Genomic DNA, 13,823 nt, shown 5'->3' with positions numbered 1-13,823 from the left:
CAGACCGTGAAGGAAATGAAGATGCGTCCCAAGATCGACGTGCACGACTACAACTTCAAGACCAAGGCCGTGCGTTCCTTCCTTGAGGACGGACATCGCGTCAAGGTCTCCGTGTTCTTCCGCGGCCGCGAGATGGCCTTTCTGGACCAGGGGCGCGAGGTACTGGAGCGGGTCATCCGGGATTGCCAGGATCTGGCCACGGTGGAGATGGCCCCGCGCATGGAAGGTCGTTTCATGCGCATCATGCTCGTTCCCGTGCCTCAGACAGCCAAGAAAGCCTGACGTCGAAGGAGGCTCCGTCCGGTTTTTTCGGGCGGAACGGATCGGGAAAAGTTCGTTTGCGCGGAGTTGCTGCGGCACTGTTTTCGATGGGCCTCGTCACCTTCTGCGGCAGCGAAGCGGAAGAGGGCAGCGGTCGGTTTTTCATGGCCGGTTGCGTGCGGATTCCGCTCCTTTCGGGGCGGGAGCCCCCGCGGCCGGAGTGTAGGACGGAAAAGGGTCAATCAGGACGAATCTTGTTGCGGGAGGGGTCGGGTCATGCCCAAGGTAAAAACACATTCGGGAGCCAAGAAGCGGTTTCGGGTCACGGGCTCCGGGAAAATCGCTTTCCAGAAGACGGGGCGTCGCCACATCATGCGCACGAAGAACGGAAAACGGGCGCGCACGCTGCGCAAGACGGGAATTCTCCCCGAGGCCCAGGGTGACAATCTGAAGCGTCTTCTTCCCTACGCGTAGAGACAATCCCGGAGCAGGAGTTTCGGAAACCGTAAAAGAGGTGAATTGGTATGCCCCGTTCGAAATCATCGAGTAACAGCGATCGTAAAAGGAAAAAACTGTTCGGTATCACCAAGGGCTACTGGGGACGGAAGAAGAACGTCTACCGCCGCGCCAGGGAGGCGTTTCTCAAATCCCTCTCCAATGCCTTCCGTGACCGGCGTGCGAAGAAGCGGGAATTCCGCAAGCTCTGGATCATGCGCATCAACGCCGCGGCCAGGCTGAACGGTACTACCTACAGCGCCCTCATGAACGGCATGAAACGAGCCAACATCTCCATCAACAGGAAGATGCTCGCCGATCTGGCCGTCAACGACCTTCAGGCCTTTGCGAACGTCGTCTCCTCCGTGAAGGAGGCGCTCGGCCAATAGGCGTCCGGACATACAGCAACGTCCGCGTCGAGCGGGTCGTGGTTTTGGGGTTCCTGCTGCTCATCGCCGCAGGAACCCTACTTGTATGGGCGGGGAACCTGCATGCCGCGAGACTCTCTCTCGTGGACGCCCTTTTCACCGCCACCTCCGCGGTGTGCGTCACGGGACTGGTGGTGGTGGACACGGGACGGGAGCTCTCTCCCTTCTCGCAGGTGGTCGTTCTGCTTCTCATTCAGCTCGGAGGGCTCGGCGTGATGACCGCCATGACCGCCCTTCCGCTGGTGGCGGGGCAGCGCATCGGCATCCGCCAGCGGCTTCTCTTCGCGGAAGGGATGGGGCTCGACACGCCCCAGGGGGCGGTGCGCCTTCTTCTCGACGTGCTCAGGCTCACCCTGGCCATCGAGGCGGCGGGGGCGCTGTTGCTCTTTTTCGCCTTTTTGGGAGAATATCCTCCGGGACGCTCCGCCGTCCTGGCGATCTTTCACAGCGTGAGCGCCTTCTGCAACGCCGGATTTTCCCTTTTTTCCACGAGTCTGGAGGGATACGCCTCGTCCGCCGCCGTGCCGGGGGTGGTCATGATCCTGCTCGTCCTCGGGGGGCTCGGATTTCCCGTCCTCTCGGAACTCCGGAACGTCCGGCGGGAACGACGTCCCCTCTCCGTCGCGGCGCGACTGGTGCTCGTCACGACGGGAGCCTGCGTCCTGGGGGGATTTGCTCTCCTGCTGGCGGCGGAATGGAACGGGGCCTTCGGGCATCTGACTCCGGGATGGAAACTCTGGAACGCCCTCTTCGCGGCGGTGACGCCCCGCACGGCGGGATTCGACACGGTGGCGCCCGGGCTCTACTCACCCCTTGGACTTCTGGTGACGATCCTGCTCATGATTGTCGGGGCGTCGCCGGCCTCCACGGGGGGTGGTGTGAAGACCACCACCGTGGGGGTCCTCGCTCTGGCGTGCCTGCGGGATATCCAGGGCGAGACGGAGGTGCACGCCTTCGCCCGGAAGGTTCCCGTGCGGACGGTCTTTCGGGCCCTGACTTTCGTGCTGCTCTATCTGGGAACGATCCTCTGCGGTGTCTTCTGTCTCGCCTTCACAGAGGTACTTCCCTTCGGGAGCGTTCTCTTCGAGGTCGTCTCCGCCCTGGGAACGGTGGGACTGTCCACGGGCATCACGTCGTCCCTGAGCGTTCCGGGAAAGCTCGTGATGGTGCTGCTCATGTTCTGGGGACGGGTGGGGATCGTGACCTTCATGTACAGCCTCGTGCAGTCGTCGGGAGGCGGGCGGATCTCCTACGTGGACGCCCGCATTCCCATCGGATAGGAAGAGACGGGAGGAATCCATGAAACAACATCCCGAAGCGGCGAAGGGACAGGCGAAGAAGACCGTCCTGGTGGTCGGGCTCGGGCGCTTCGGTTTCGCCTTGTGCGAGCGCCTCGCGGCCCTGGGGCAGCATGTGGTGGCGGTGGACAAGGTGCGTGCCCTGGTGGAGGATGTGTCGGACTTTGTGGAGCTTTCGGCGCAGCTCGACGCCACCGACGAGGATGCTCTGGCCAAGGTGGGCGCCAAGGATGCGGACGTGGCGGTGGTCTCCATCGGGGAGAATCTCGAGGCGAGCGTGCTCGCCACGGCGATTCTCCGGGGCATGGGCGTTCCCCGGGTGGTGGCCAGGGCGCAGAACGCCCTCCATGCCCGGGTGTTGGCGAAGGTGGGGGCGCATCGCGTCATCTTTCCCGAGCGGGACATGGGCATCCGGGTGGCGGATCTCTTTGTCTTTCCCTGGCTGACCCAGTTTTCTCCCCTTCCGGGCTCGGAGTACCTGGTGGGGTCCCTCGCGCCCCTTCCGGAAATGGTGGGCAAGTCGCTGGTCGAACTGGATTTTAGAAACCGCTACAACGCCGTGGTTCTGCTGATCAATCGACAGGGGAGTCAGTTTCTCCCATCTGCTGCTACAATCATCGAGGTCGAGGATGTGTTGCTCATCGCGGCTCGCCAGAAGGACGTGGAGCCTTGGGCGAACCGCCTGTACGAGGAAGGAGGAGATGAAGCATGAGTCATGTGCTCGGGCAGGTTGAAGACTTGCGCGAGCAGTGCCGCGAAGCTCTCGCCAAGATCGGTTCTCTGGCCGCGCTGCAGGAGGAACGAGTCCGTTTTCTTGGGAAAAAGGGAGAGATCACGCGCCTGTTGCGTATGCTGGGAACACTTTCTCCGGAGGAGCGCCCCCGTGTGGGGAGCACCGTGAACGAACTTCGCGACGAGATGGAGATGGCCTTCGAGGCGGCCAAGATGCGCCTGGAAGTGCTGGAGGCGGAGAAGGAAGAGGAGCGGGGGCGGCTCGACGTGACCCTGCCCTGCCGGGGAAGAGGATGGGGGAGTTTCCATCCCGTGGTGCAGGTCATGCACGAGGTCATCGACGTCTTTCTGGGGCTCGGCTATTCCGTGGCGCTCGGCCCGGAGATCGAGGACGACTTCCACAATTTCGAGGCCCTGAACATTCCTTCCTATCACCCCGCCCGGGACATGCAGGACACGTTCTACGTGGAGGGGAACAGACTGCTCCGAACCCACACGTCGCCCGTGCAGGTGCGCTCCATGCTCCGCTGGGGGGCGCCGCTCCGCATCATCTGCCCCGGAAAGGTCTTCCGGCGGGACAGCGACCCGACCCATTCCCCCATGTTTCATCAGCTCGAAGGGCTCCTCGTGGACCGGGACGTCTCCATCGCGGACCTCAAGGGAAGCCTCGAAGCCTTTGCCAAGGCCATGTTCGGCCCGGAGGTGAAGGCCCGCTACCGGGCGAGCTACTTCCCCTTCACCGAGCCATCCATGGAAATGGACGTGAGCTGCGTCGCCTGCGGCGGGAAAAATCCTTCCTGTCGCATCTGCAAGGGGAGCGGCTGGCTCGAAATCAGCGGTCTCGGCATGGTCCATCCGAACGTGTTGCGCGCGGGCGGCATCGACCCGACGGTGTACAACGGATTCGCCTGGGGAATGGGGCTGGATCGGATCGCGCTGCTGAAGTACGATGTGCGTGATCTTCGCTTCTTCTTCGACGGAGATGTGACGTTCCTTTCCCGGGGAGGTATGCGCTGATGCTCGTGTCGCTGAATTGGCTCAAGGAACTGATCCGGATTCCCGCCGGAGTGGACGAGATCGCCCGCCGTCTTACCATGACCGGATGCGAGGTGGAGGAGATCCGGCGCCCCGGGGAGAAGCTCCGGGATATCTTCATCGGTAAGGTGCTCTCCCTCGAACCCCATCCCACCCGGGAGGGGCTTCAGGTGGCTCGCGTGGACTACGGCGGGGGACAGAAGACCTGCACCACCGCGGCGCCCAACGTCGCCGTGGGAAAGCTTTTCCCCTACGCGCCTCCCGGCGGCGTGCTCGCCGACGGCACGGTGCTCGGCGTGCGGGATTTCGACGGCATTCTCTCCGAGGGAATGCTCCTCTCCGCGGAGGAGCTGGGCATTCCCGACGTGGAGGTGGAATTCGGCCTGCTGGCGCTTCCCGAGGACGCGCCCCGGGGGGAGGACTGCATCGCCTGGCTCGGCCTGGACGACGTGATCCTCGACGTTTCCATCACTCCCAACCGGGGGGATCTGCTCAGCCTGGTGGGCATCGCCCGGGAGCTCTACGGCATTCTCCCCGGAACGGAACTGCTTCCCCTGGAGGTGCCGGCGCTTCCGGAGGGTCCCTGGCCGATTCCCTTCGAGGGGATCACGCTGGAGGACGAAGGATGTCCCGCCTACTCTCTCGGCCTCATCCGCAACGTCCGCATCGGCCCCTCGCCGGTGCGTTCCCGGGTCCGGGTCTCCCTCTGCGGTATGCGCCCCATCAGCAACGTGGTGGACGCCACGAACCTGGCCATGCTCTTCTGGGGACAGCCGCTCCACGCCTTCGACCTGGACCGTCTTCCCGCCCGGCACATCGCCGTCCGCGCCGCGGAGAAGGGAGAAACGATCACCACCCTGGACGGCAAGGAACGGGCGCTCGAAGAAGAGGACCTGCTCATCACCTCCGGCGGCGTCGCCGTCGGCCTGGCGGGCGTGATGGGCGGGGCGAACTCGGAGATCTCCGACGACACCGCCACGGTGGTCCTGGAATCAGCCTCCTTCGACAGGGTCCGCATCGGAAGAACCTCGCGCCGCATGGGGCTCCACTCCGAGGCGGCGTTCCGCTACGCCCGGGGTGTGGACCGGACCAAGGCTCTGCCCGCTCTGGCCATGGCCATGGCTTACATGCGGGATTTCGCCGGAGGCGAACTCTGCGGGGCGCCCCTCGTCGCGGGCGATCCCCGGGAGCCGCACCGCACCGCGAGCCTTCGGGCGAGCACGCTCCGGACGTATCTCATGTCCGCGGACATGGACAAAGCGTCGGCTACCCTGGAGCGCTTTGGTTTTTCCGAGGTCCGGGAGCGCCGGGAAGAGGCGGCGCGGACCTTCGCCGTTCCCGCGGCACGGCTCGACGTCTCCATTGAGGAGGATCTCGTGGAGGAAGTGGCCCGGGTTGAGGGGTACGACACCGTTCCGGTGCGGATTCCGCCCCACCTCTATGCCTCGGCGTCCCTGACGACCCTTATGACGGCGTTGCGCCGTCTTCGGGAGTCCGCCATGGGGCGGGGATTCGTGGAGATGATCACCTACAGCTTCGTCGCTCCCGAGGACCTGCGGATCCTCCGCTTTCCCGAGGAAGACCGTCGGGGGAATCCCATCGCCGTGGTGAACCCCATCGCGGCGGACCAGTCGGTGATGCGTACCTCCCTGCTGCCGGGGCTGCTCAAGGCGCTGCTGCGGAATCTCCGGGGCGGTTTCCGAGGGCCGATCCGCATGTTCGAGCAGGGCAAGGTGTTCCTTCGTACCGACGGTGCCGATGCCTCCGGGGATGGGCACGAGGAGCCCTTCTACCTCGGGGGGATCGTCTTTCCCGGACGGGATCGCCGCTTTGCCGACGACGAGGATTTCTTCTCCGTGAAGGCGGACGTGGTCGCTCTGTGCGAGGCCTGTGCCGTCCGTCCGGAGTTCGTCCAGGCAGAAGAGCCTTTCGGGCACAAGGGACGGACCGCCCGGATCCGCATCAATGGAAAGGACGCGGGCTACCTGCTGGCGCTGAAACCCCTCATCGGGAGTGCTCTCGATCTGGGCGCGCCGCTCTATGCCTTCGAGATCGACCTGGAGAGCCTCGTGGGGCAGGTGTCCTACCAGTTCACCGAGCCCATGCGCTATCCCGCGATCTACCGGGACGTGTCGCTCCTCGTGCCGAAGGCGACGTCCGCGGCGGCGGTGGAGGCGGAAATGCGGCGTTTCGCCGGAGACTTCCTCTGGGATGTGCGCCTCTTCGACGTCTACGAGGGCGAGGGCATTCCCGAGGGACACCGGAGCCTCGCCTTCTCCGTGGCCTACCGGAGCGCGGAGCGCACCCTCAGCGACGAGGAGATCGAGGGGATTCACGGCGCGCTGCGAAGCGGCCTTGCCGCACGGGGATACACGCTTCGATAGCATCGGATGAACCGTCGGGCGGCGTTCTTTCGTCGCCCGACGCGGGTTTCGACGAAATGGGAGGGAGGTTTTCCCATGATGCAACGTCTTGAACAGCTCGAAAAAGTGATCGAACGGGCGGCGGAACACCTGCAGCATCTGGAGAGAGAGCGGGAAGAGCTTTCGGCGTCCCTGGAGGAACAGAAAAAGCTCGTCCAGGCCAAGGAACTCGAGCTGATCCGGCTCCGGAAGGAGCAGCAGCGCATGGTGGAGCAGCAGGAAAGGGAGACCATCCAGCTGAAGAAGGAGCGGGCCCAGGTGGAGCAGAAGCTGACCGAACTGGTCGCCCGTTTCGAGCGTTTTCGTACGGGGGAACCCGGGGCGAACAGCGGAAACAGGTGATGGGAACCAGAAGCGGAACCGGGACTGGATAGGAGAAAGCCCCCATGCCCGAGGAGAAGAAGGACGAACAGCCGGGACGGTCGGTGCGGATTTCCGTAGGCAAGAAAAAATACGCGGTGTACACCCGCCTGGACGAGGCGACCTGCTCCTCCGTGGTCTCTCTTGTTCAGGGGATCGTGGAGAAGATGCCCTTCGGCGTTTCCCAGGAGGAGAAGCTTCTGCTCACCTGTCTCCGCCTTGCTCTTTCCGTGCATCACAGCGCGCAGCTTCTCGGTGGTGTCGTCAAGAACGCCCCGGAAGGCGACGGAAGGGCGAGTCTCCCCGAAAAAAACGTCTCCGACCTGCGGCGTGACGGCGGAGACATTTCCGGGAAAAGCCGTTCCGGTGCCGCCGGGGGTGTGCCCACCGAGGAGCCGGGCGTTCCGCCGCCCCTGCCTGGAGCCTCCGGTGCCGCCGGAACAGATGACGGAGACGAGCCCGAAGGAGGGGTTGAAAACCTGTGATGGACATCGCTCAGACGGTGGATCTGCTCTTTCTGCTGCTCGCCGCCGTGTTTGTTCTGCGGGGCGCCTTTCGCGGGCTCTCGGGAGAGATGCTCTCCCTCGCCGGGTTCGTGGGCGGGATCTTTCTGGCCTGGCGCTACGGCCCTCCGCTGGCGCTGAAGATCGAGGGCGCCTGGGCCGTCTCTCCCGGGGTCGCCCAGGCGGTGGCCATGATCGGCATCTTCGTCACGGTGAATCTTTTCAGCGCCGTGGCGGAGCGCGGCCTGAAGGCGATCCTGAAGTTCGCCAATCTTTCCCTGCTGGACCGCCTCGGGGGTATGCTCGCCGGGGGCGTCAAGGCGGGGGTACTGCTCCTCGGAGCCTTTCTTGCCATGTCGCTCCTCACTCCGGGAGGGCCGCCCCGGTGGGCCGAGGAGAGCCGGGCGCTTTCGCTGGCCTCCGTCGTATGGGACGCTTTGGCGGAGACCATGGAGCAACGAGGGTGGGAGTTGCCGCTGCCGTCGCCGCTCTCCCTTCGGAACGGGGAGAGCGGCGTGGATCTCTTTCCCGCATCTGTGGAGGCGGACATGACGTCACCTGATCTGGAGGTATCCCCGTGATCGTGAACGAACGGGTTTGCGAAACCCTGGAAATCGACAAAATACTGGAGAAACTCGCACGACAGTGCCGCAGCCCCCTGGGCGTGCGGCACTTTTCCGGCCTTCGGCCCGCGTCGTCGGTACAGCAGTTGCAGGCCCGGCAGGAGTTGCTGCGCGTCTACTGCCGGATGCGGGACATGGTGGGAGAGCTGCCCTGGGACAACCGGGTCAAACCCGTTCTGCCCTTTCTCGAAGAGGCGAAGGCCTCGGCCTTTCTCACCGGGGAGGAGCTTGTTCTGGTGCGAAACTTCCTCCGTCTGGCCATGGAGGTGCGGGGGGCGGTGGCGGAGCGGAAAGAACGCTTCCCCGCCCTTGAAGACCTCGGGAAGGGGCTGAAGGATTTCTCTCCCGAGCTGACCTCCCTCGCAGTGCTCTCCGACGACGGATGGCTCTACGACACGGCGTCCCAGAAACTGGCGGAGATCCGGAAGCGCCTTGAACACATCCGTGCGGACATCCGCCGCCTGGGACACTCCCTCCTCAACGAGCCGTCCCTGGGGAGCATGCTTCAGGAGCGGGTGCTCACGCTTCGGGAGGGGCGGTACGTTCTGCTCGTCCGTCACGAGTACGTGAACAGCTTTCCCGGCATCGCCCTGGAGCGCTCCGGCTCCGGGAACAGCGTCTACATGGAGCCCACGGCGCTCATTCCGCACAACAACAGGACGGGAATTCTCGGCGACGAGGAACGCAAGGAGGAGCGGGCCATCCTGACGCGCCTCACCCAGGAGCTGCTGCGCCGCGAGCGGGCCATCATCGAGGCGGAGGAGGCCCTCGGCTACGCGGATGCGCTCTTCGCCACGGCGGAGTACATGCGGAAACACCGCTGGCATGTTCCCGAAGTGGTGCCCTCCAAACGGGGGCACTTCCACTTCTGCAACGCCGTACATCCCCTGCTGGGAGAGGGCGCGGTGCCCATCAACATCCATGGAGGCGAGCGCTTCCGAATCCTCGTCATCACCGGGCCCAACACGGGAGGCAAGACCGTCGCCCTGAAGACCGTGGGAGTGCTCACCCTCCTCGCCTGGTGCGGTTTGCCCATCTCCGCCGCCGAAGGGGCCGTGGTGGGGGACATCGACCGCATTCTCACGGACATCGGCGACGAGCAGAGCATCGAGCAGAATCTCTCCACCTTCAGTGCCCACATGACCACCGTGATCGGCATGCTGGAGGAGGCGGGACCCAATTCCCTCGTGCTTCTGGACGAACTCGGAGCCGGAACCGACCCCCACGAGGGGGCCGCCCTCGGCATCGCCCTGCTGCAGGAGCTGCTCGACCGGGGGAGTCTCGTCATCGCCACCACGCACCACAATCCGATCAAGAAGTTCGCCCTCAGCACGCCGAGGGTGGAGACGGCGAGCGTCGAGTTCGACGCGGCGACGCTCTCTCCCACGTTCCGTCTCTTTCTGGGGGTGCCGGGGCGGAGCAACGCCCTCTACATCGCCGAGCGGCTGGGCATGCCCTCCTCGGTGGTGCAGCGCGCTCGGGACGTGCTCGCCGGAGGCGAGACCTCGGTGGAGGAACTCATCGGTGAGCTGCAGGAGAAACAGGCCTATCTCGAACGGGTGCAGGAGCGCATCGCCTCGGATCGTCGGGAGATCGCCGCCCTGCGGGAGAAGTTCGAGCGGAAGTACGCGGAAGTGAACGAGAAGCGCGACGCCATTCTCGCCGGGGCCGATCGGCGGGCCCGGAAGATTCTCAGCGACGCCGAGGAAAGCGCCCGGTCCCTCCTGCGCGAGCTGGAGCACGCGGCGGAGTCGTCGGCGCAGCGGGTGATGCAGGAGAAAAAACAGGAGCTGGATCGCATGAAGGGACATATCGACGCCCGGGAGGAGCGGCGCCTGGAGCGGCAATCCGTGGTGGGGGAGAAGAAGACCCTCGAAGTGGGTTCGACGGTGCAGCTTCTGGAGAGCAAGGTCGTGGGCGTCGTGGAAGAGCTGGAGCGGGGGCAGGCCCTCGTGCTCGCCGGAGGCATGCGCATCCGCGTTCCTCTGAAGCGCCTCCGCCTTGTCCAGGAACAGCCCGGCGGGAGTTCCCCCAGGGTCTCCGTGGATGTGAAGGTCACTCCGCCCTCGGAACGGGTGTCCGGGTCGCTCATGATCCGGGGCATGACCATGGACGAGGCCATCCCCATGGTGGAGCACTACCTGGACCAGGCCTACCGGTACGGCTACGGGACCGTGTCCATCATTCACGGCAGGGGCGAGGGCATCCTCCGGAGAGAGGTGCAGGACATCTGCAAACGCCTTCCCTACGTGGAGGAGCAGCGCCTTGGCGGTCCCGGAGAGGGCGGTTACGGCGTCACCATCGTCACGTTCAGGAAGAAGGGATAAGGGGGAGACGCTTCCGCCCGTCACGTACGCAGGACGTTCCGACGCATGTACGACAGGCTCCGGGGGAGTGCTTCATGCTCCGGGGCCTGTCGTTTTGCGCAGGAGCGAGCGTCACGAAGGACGATGGTCCCATGCCGCCAGGGGGCGGGGTGTCGGCGCCATCCGTTTTCTCCGGTGCATGCGGTGCACCAGGCGGTGCACCACATGCCCTACCTCCTGGTGCACCGCATGCACCGCTCCCTTGGGGGTGTGGAGAGCGTTTCTCGCTTGCGATTGCTGCGTTTGCGCCATGTTTCGGACGCGGGAAACGATGTTTCGCTTTTGGGGGTTTCGTGTGTGCGACTGCCCGGAAAAAACAAAAAAACGCAGAAGTGACCGGAGCGAGTCCGATCCGCACCGGCGGTTCGGTTCTGCTCTGGAGCCGCTGCCTCGACACGGACCTGTTGAGCGCATGCACAAGACACTCCTGGAAATGTGCGGCTCATCGGCGCAGGCAAGAATGAGAAACAAGTGCTGTCGTTGAAGCAGGAAGAGGTACTCCTGGAAACGTGCGGATCATCGGTGCAGATGGTCGCCGAAGACCATGAAAACCTTTTTGCACAACTTTGAGGAAGCGCTGAAGAAAGACCTTTCGCTTTCCCTCGACTCGGGTCGCATCAGGATCTACGAGGCACCCTGCGGGGCTGACGCAGCCGTATTCAGAGGTTCCTTGACGTACACGACGGCGAGTTTCCCCAGGCGGCCGTTGAACGCCACGACGATCTTTTCCACGACTGACGCACAAACCAGGGCAGTCGAGGCATCTCTTCCTCCCTGCAACCACACACTTCTTGACGAGGGGTGGGAAAAACAACCCCTTCGCGTTACTCCGCTATCGGTTAGAATATGCGCCGGAGAATACGGTTCCGAGCGCTTCTGTTTTTTGCGCGCACTCTCCCGGAAGGTCGAGCAGACGCGTTGGGCGGGGTTTTTCTGAAATGCTGCCGGGCCAAAGGAGTTGATTCCATGCGAAACGGATTCCTTGCGGTGTGTCGCGGTTGTCTGCGCGTCGGTGTTCCGCTTTTTCTGCTGCTTTTCTCCGGGACGATGTCCGAAGGGGCGGTGCACTGCGTCGATGTGAACGCGGGGGGCGCGAACGACGGATCCTCCTGGGCCGATGCCTTCATCGATCTTCAGAGCGCGTTGAGCGTTGCGGTGGACGGCGACGAAATCTGGGTGGCCGCGGGATCCTACGCCCCCACGAACGGGATCGACCGGACGATCTCCTTCGTCCTCAAGAACGGCGTCGCTCTCTACGGCGGTTTCGCCGGAACGGAGACCTCCCGGGGGCAGCGTGACTGGTCGGCCCATGAAACCGTTCTGTCGGGAAACATCGGCGCTCCCGGAACGAACACGGACAACAGCTACCATGTCGTTGTCGGCAGCGGGACGAACGCCACGGCCGTTCTCGACGGGTTCACCGTTCTGGGAGGCTATGCGGACGGAGGCTCGCACGAACAGAAGAGCGGCGGCGGCATGTTCATCTACAACGGCAGTTCGACGGTGAGAAACTGCCTCTTCCTTGAGAACACCGCGGAATATCACGGCGGCGGCATGTTCATCTGGTGGGACCAGAGCAGTCCCTCGGTGACGAACTGCACGTTTTCCGGAAACAGCGCGAACTGGGGCGGAGGCATGTGCGCCTACCTCAGCGGCGCCCCGAGGATAACGGACTGCACGTTCTCCCAGAACAACGCTTCCGGCTACGGGGGAGGCATGCACATCCACGACGGCGGCCCCGAGGTGGTGAACAGTCTCTTCTGGGCGAACAGCGCGCAGCATGACGGAGGCGGTGTGTACACCGAGGGAGGCAGCAAGCCGAAGTCCTTCACGGGGTGCACCTTCTCGCAGAACAGCGCTGGAGAGAACGGCGGAGGACTGTACGGCCGGCACTCAGGAACCGGACTTGCCGTGACGGCCTGCACTTTCTTCGGCAACAACGCCCAGACGTTCGGCGGGGGCATGTATAACTGGGCCGCCGGCAGTCCCGCCGTGACGAACTGCACGTTCTCCGGAAACGGTTCCACCGAGGGCGGAGGAATGTGCAACAGCAACTGGAGCAACCCGACACTGATGAACTGCACGTTTTCCGGGAACATCTCGGTCTCCGGCGGCAAGGGCCTGCACAACAGGGTCGGAAGTGCTCCGGTGGCGACGAACTGCATCTTCTGGGGCGCGGGAAGCACCGTCGGCCAGATTCTGAACGAAAACACCGCGTCGCTCACCGTCACGTTTTCCATCACCGATCAGGTCGGCACGGGAAACCTCGCGGGCGATCCGATGCTGGGCCCTCTTGCCGACAACGGCGGACCGGCGAGAACCCATGCCCTGAGAGACGGCAGCGCCGCTCTCGACGCGGGAACCTCCGCCGGTGCTCCTGCCACGGACCAGCGCGGTGTTTCCCGTCCCCAGGGAAGCGCCGTGGACATGGGAGCCTTTGAAAAAGGCGGAAGCGTTTCTCCGACTCCGACGCAGCCTCCTTCCGGCGGTGGGGGCGGAGGCGGCGGATGCGACGCGGGATTTTCGCCGTTCGCGCTGCTGCTGGTTCTGCCGCTGGTGCTTTCGAGGCGGTGGTGAGATTCCCCCGGAAGGCGGCGGAGGGTGATGTGGGCGGCCGTGTCGTTTTGCGGATTTTTGAGAGGGGGCTCTCCTGCGGCTTGACAGCTTCCGGGGTTGCGGCATAAGATAATTCCTGCGCGCGCCCGTAGCTCAGCTGGATAGAGCGTTGGCCTCCGGAGCCGAGGAGGGCCAAGGGCAAAGCGTAAAATCAGTCCCCGCATGGACTGCCGATAGTCTAGCACATTTTTTGCGTGCTGGCAATAGTTGTGCTTTGTCTTTTTCTGCAGGGATTAGGGATTTTTTCCGCCCCAAATGCCCGTGCCCGGAGAGGGGCCTTTTTGCTTTTCCCCCGCCGCCCCCGCCCGCCCCCCGAAGGGGGCGCGAAATAGGGGCGGCCACGCGTCTGTGGCAGATATCATCCATCGGGAGCGGGGATGCACTCACAATCCGCCGCCCGCCTCACGGGGCGCGCCCCCCTGACGGCGGGCCAGGGTATCACCGCCCGCCCCCGTGTCAAGGCGACCCGCTACGCGGGCGCGTGCTGCGCACGCGGCCTTGGACACGGGACCCCCCGGGCGGTGATTAGGGCGCGCTGCGGGGGCGCCCCTGGCGGCGGGCTGTGTCCCGCCCTCCCCCGTTGCCCCGCCGTTGTCCCGCTCCCTCCGTCCGCGACCCGTTGCCACAACTGGTTTTGCGCATTTTTGTCATTTTTGTTCGGCGATCGGCGAGCCGCGCTGACT

At 64.4% G+C, this 13,823-nt stretch carries 12 protein-coding genes; all 12 read left to right on the top strand.

The features are described from left to right. Positions 1-282 (top strand): translation initiation factor IF-3 (gene infC / locus Q1K49_RS13960; protein ID WP_300526583.1); only part of this gene is annotated, 282 nt, incomplete at its 5' end. 255 nt (positions 283-537) lie between these two features. After that, on the top strand, positions 538-735 hold the full coding sequence (rpmI, locus tag Q1K49_RS13955; RefSeq protein ID WP_300526582.1) for a 50S ribosomal protein L35: 198 nt from the start codon (positions 538-540) through the stop codon (positions 733-735). Between the two features lie 50 nt (positions 736-785). Beyond that, positions 786-1,145 (top strand): 50S ribosomal protein L20, encoded by a 360-nt coding sequence (gene rplT / locus Q1K49_RS13950; RefSeq protein WP_029166647.1) that lies wholly within the window; start codon positions 786-788, stop codon positions 1,143-1,145. Positions 1,146-1,183: 38 nt separating this feature from the next. Further along, complete coding sequence (locus tag Q1K49_RS13945) at positions 1,184-2,464, top strand: potassium transporter TrkG (protein WP_300526581.1); 1,281 nt, start codon at positions 1,184-1,186, stop codon at positions 2,462-2,464. A 19-nt stretch (positions 2,465-2,483) separates the two neighbouring features. After that, positions 2,484-3,194 carry a TrkA family potassium uptake protein gene (locus tag Q1K49_RS13940; protein ID WP_300526580.1) on the top strand — a complete coding sequence of 237 codons (711 nt, stop codon included), beginning with the start codon at positions 2,484-2,486 and terminating at the stop codon, positions 3,192-3,194. Further along, the gene (pheS, locus tag Q1K49_RS13935; protein WP_300526579.1) at positions 3,191-4,231 is read left to right on the top strand and encodes a phenylalanine--tRNA ligase subunit alpha; all 1,041 of its coding nucleotides are present in this window, start codon (positions 3,191-3,193) and stop codon (positions 4,229-4,231) included. Before Q1K49_RS13940 ends, pheS begins: the two co-directional genes overlap by 4 nt. After that, a complete protein-coding gene (gene pheT / locus Q1K49_RS13930) occupies positions 4,231-6,633 on the top strand; it encodes a phenylalanine--tRNA ligase subunit beta (protein ID WP_300526578.1) in 2,403 nt (800 codons plus the stop codon). The genes pheS and pheT overlap by 1 nt, the downstream gene beginning before the upstream one ends. A 75-nt stretch (positions 6,634-6,708) precedes the next feature. Then, the gene (locus Q1K49_RS13925) at positions 6,709-7,014 is read left to right on the top strand and encodes a hypothetical protein (protein ID WP_300526577.1); all 306 of its coding nucleotides are present in this window, start codon (positions 6,709-6,711) and stop codon (positions 7,012-7,014) included. A 44-nt stretch (positions 7,015-7,058) separates the two neighbouring features. Then, the gene (locus Q1K49_RS13920) at positions 7,059-7,517 is read left to right on the top strand and encodes a hypothetical protein (protein ID WP_300526576.1); all 459 of its coding nucleotides are present in this window, start codon (positions 7,059-7,061) and stop codon (positions 7,515-7,517) included. Next, complete coding sequence (locus tag Q1K49_RS13915; protein ID WP_300526584.1) at positions 7,517-8,116, top strand: CvpA family protein; 600 nt, start codon at positions 7,517-7,519, stop codon at positions 8,114-8,116. Before Q1K49_RS13920 ends, Q1K49_RS13915 begins: the two co-directional genes overlap by 1 nt. Next, complete coding sequence (locus Q1K49_RS13910) at positions 8,113-10,485, top strand: endonuclease MutS2 (protein WP_300526575.1); 2,373 nt, start codon at positions 8,113-8,115, stop codon at positions 10,483-10,485. The genes Q1K49_RS13915 and Q1K49_RS13910 overlap by 4 nt, the downstream gene beginning before the upstream one ends. Before the next feature lie 1,005 nt (positions 10,486-11,490). Then, positions 11,491-13,101, top strand: a complete 1,611-nt coding sequence (locus Q1K49_RS13905; RefSeq protein WP_300526574.1) for a right-handed parallel beta-helix repeat-containing protein — start codon at positions 11,491-11,493, stop codon at positions 13,099-13,101. The last annotated feature ends 722 nt before the right edge of the window (positions 13,102-13,823 follow it).

The sequence above is a fragment of the Aminiphilus sp. genome (genome assembly GCF_029975095.1).
GTDB lineage: Bacteria > Synergistota > Synergistia > Synergistales > Aminiphilaceae > Aminiphilus.
Note: the sequence above shows the minus strand (reverse complement) of the source record. Positions and strands in the feature narration are given on the sequence as shown.

Bases quoted from the DNA above. Each gene is read 5' to 3' on its own strand.
- rpmI (WP_300526582.1), top strand. From the start codon at position 538: ATGCCCAAGGTAAAAACACATTCGGGAGCCAAGAAGCGGTTTCGGGTC.
- rplT (WP_029166647.1), top strand. From the start codon at position 786: ATGCCCCGTTCGAAATCATCGAGTAACAGCGATCGTAAAAGGAAAAAA.
- Q1K49_RS13940 (WP_300526580.1), top strand. From the start codon at position 2,484: ATGAAACAACATCCCGAAGCGGCGAAGGGACAGGCGAAGAAGACCGTC.
- pheS (WP_300526579.1), top strand. From the start codon at position 3,191: ATGAGTCATGTGCTCGGGCAGGTTGAAGACTTGCGCGAGCAGTGCCGC.
- pheT (WP_300526578.1), top strand. From the start codon at position 4,231: ATGCTCGTGTCGCTGAATTGGCTCAAGGAACTGATCCGGATTCCCGCC.
- Q1K49_RS13925 (WP_300526577.1), top strand. From the start codon at position 6,709: ATGATGCAACGTCTTGAACAGCTCGAAAAAGTGATCGAACGGGCGGCG.
- Q1K49_RS13920 (WP_300526576.1), top strand. From the start codon at position 7,059: ATGCCCGAGGAGAAGAAGGACGAACAGCCGGGACGGTCGGTGCGGATT.
- Q1K49_RS13915 (WP_300526584.1), top strand. From the start codon at position 7,517: ATGGACATCGCTCAGACGGTGGATCTGCTCTTTCTGCTGCTCGCCGCC.
- Q1K49_RS13905 (WP_300526574.1), top strand. From the start codon at position 11,491: ATGCGAAACGGATTCCTTGCGGTGTGTCGCGGTTGTCTGCGCGTCGGT.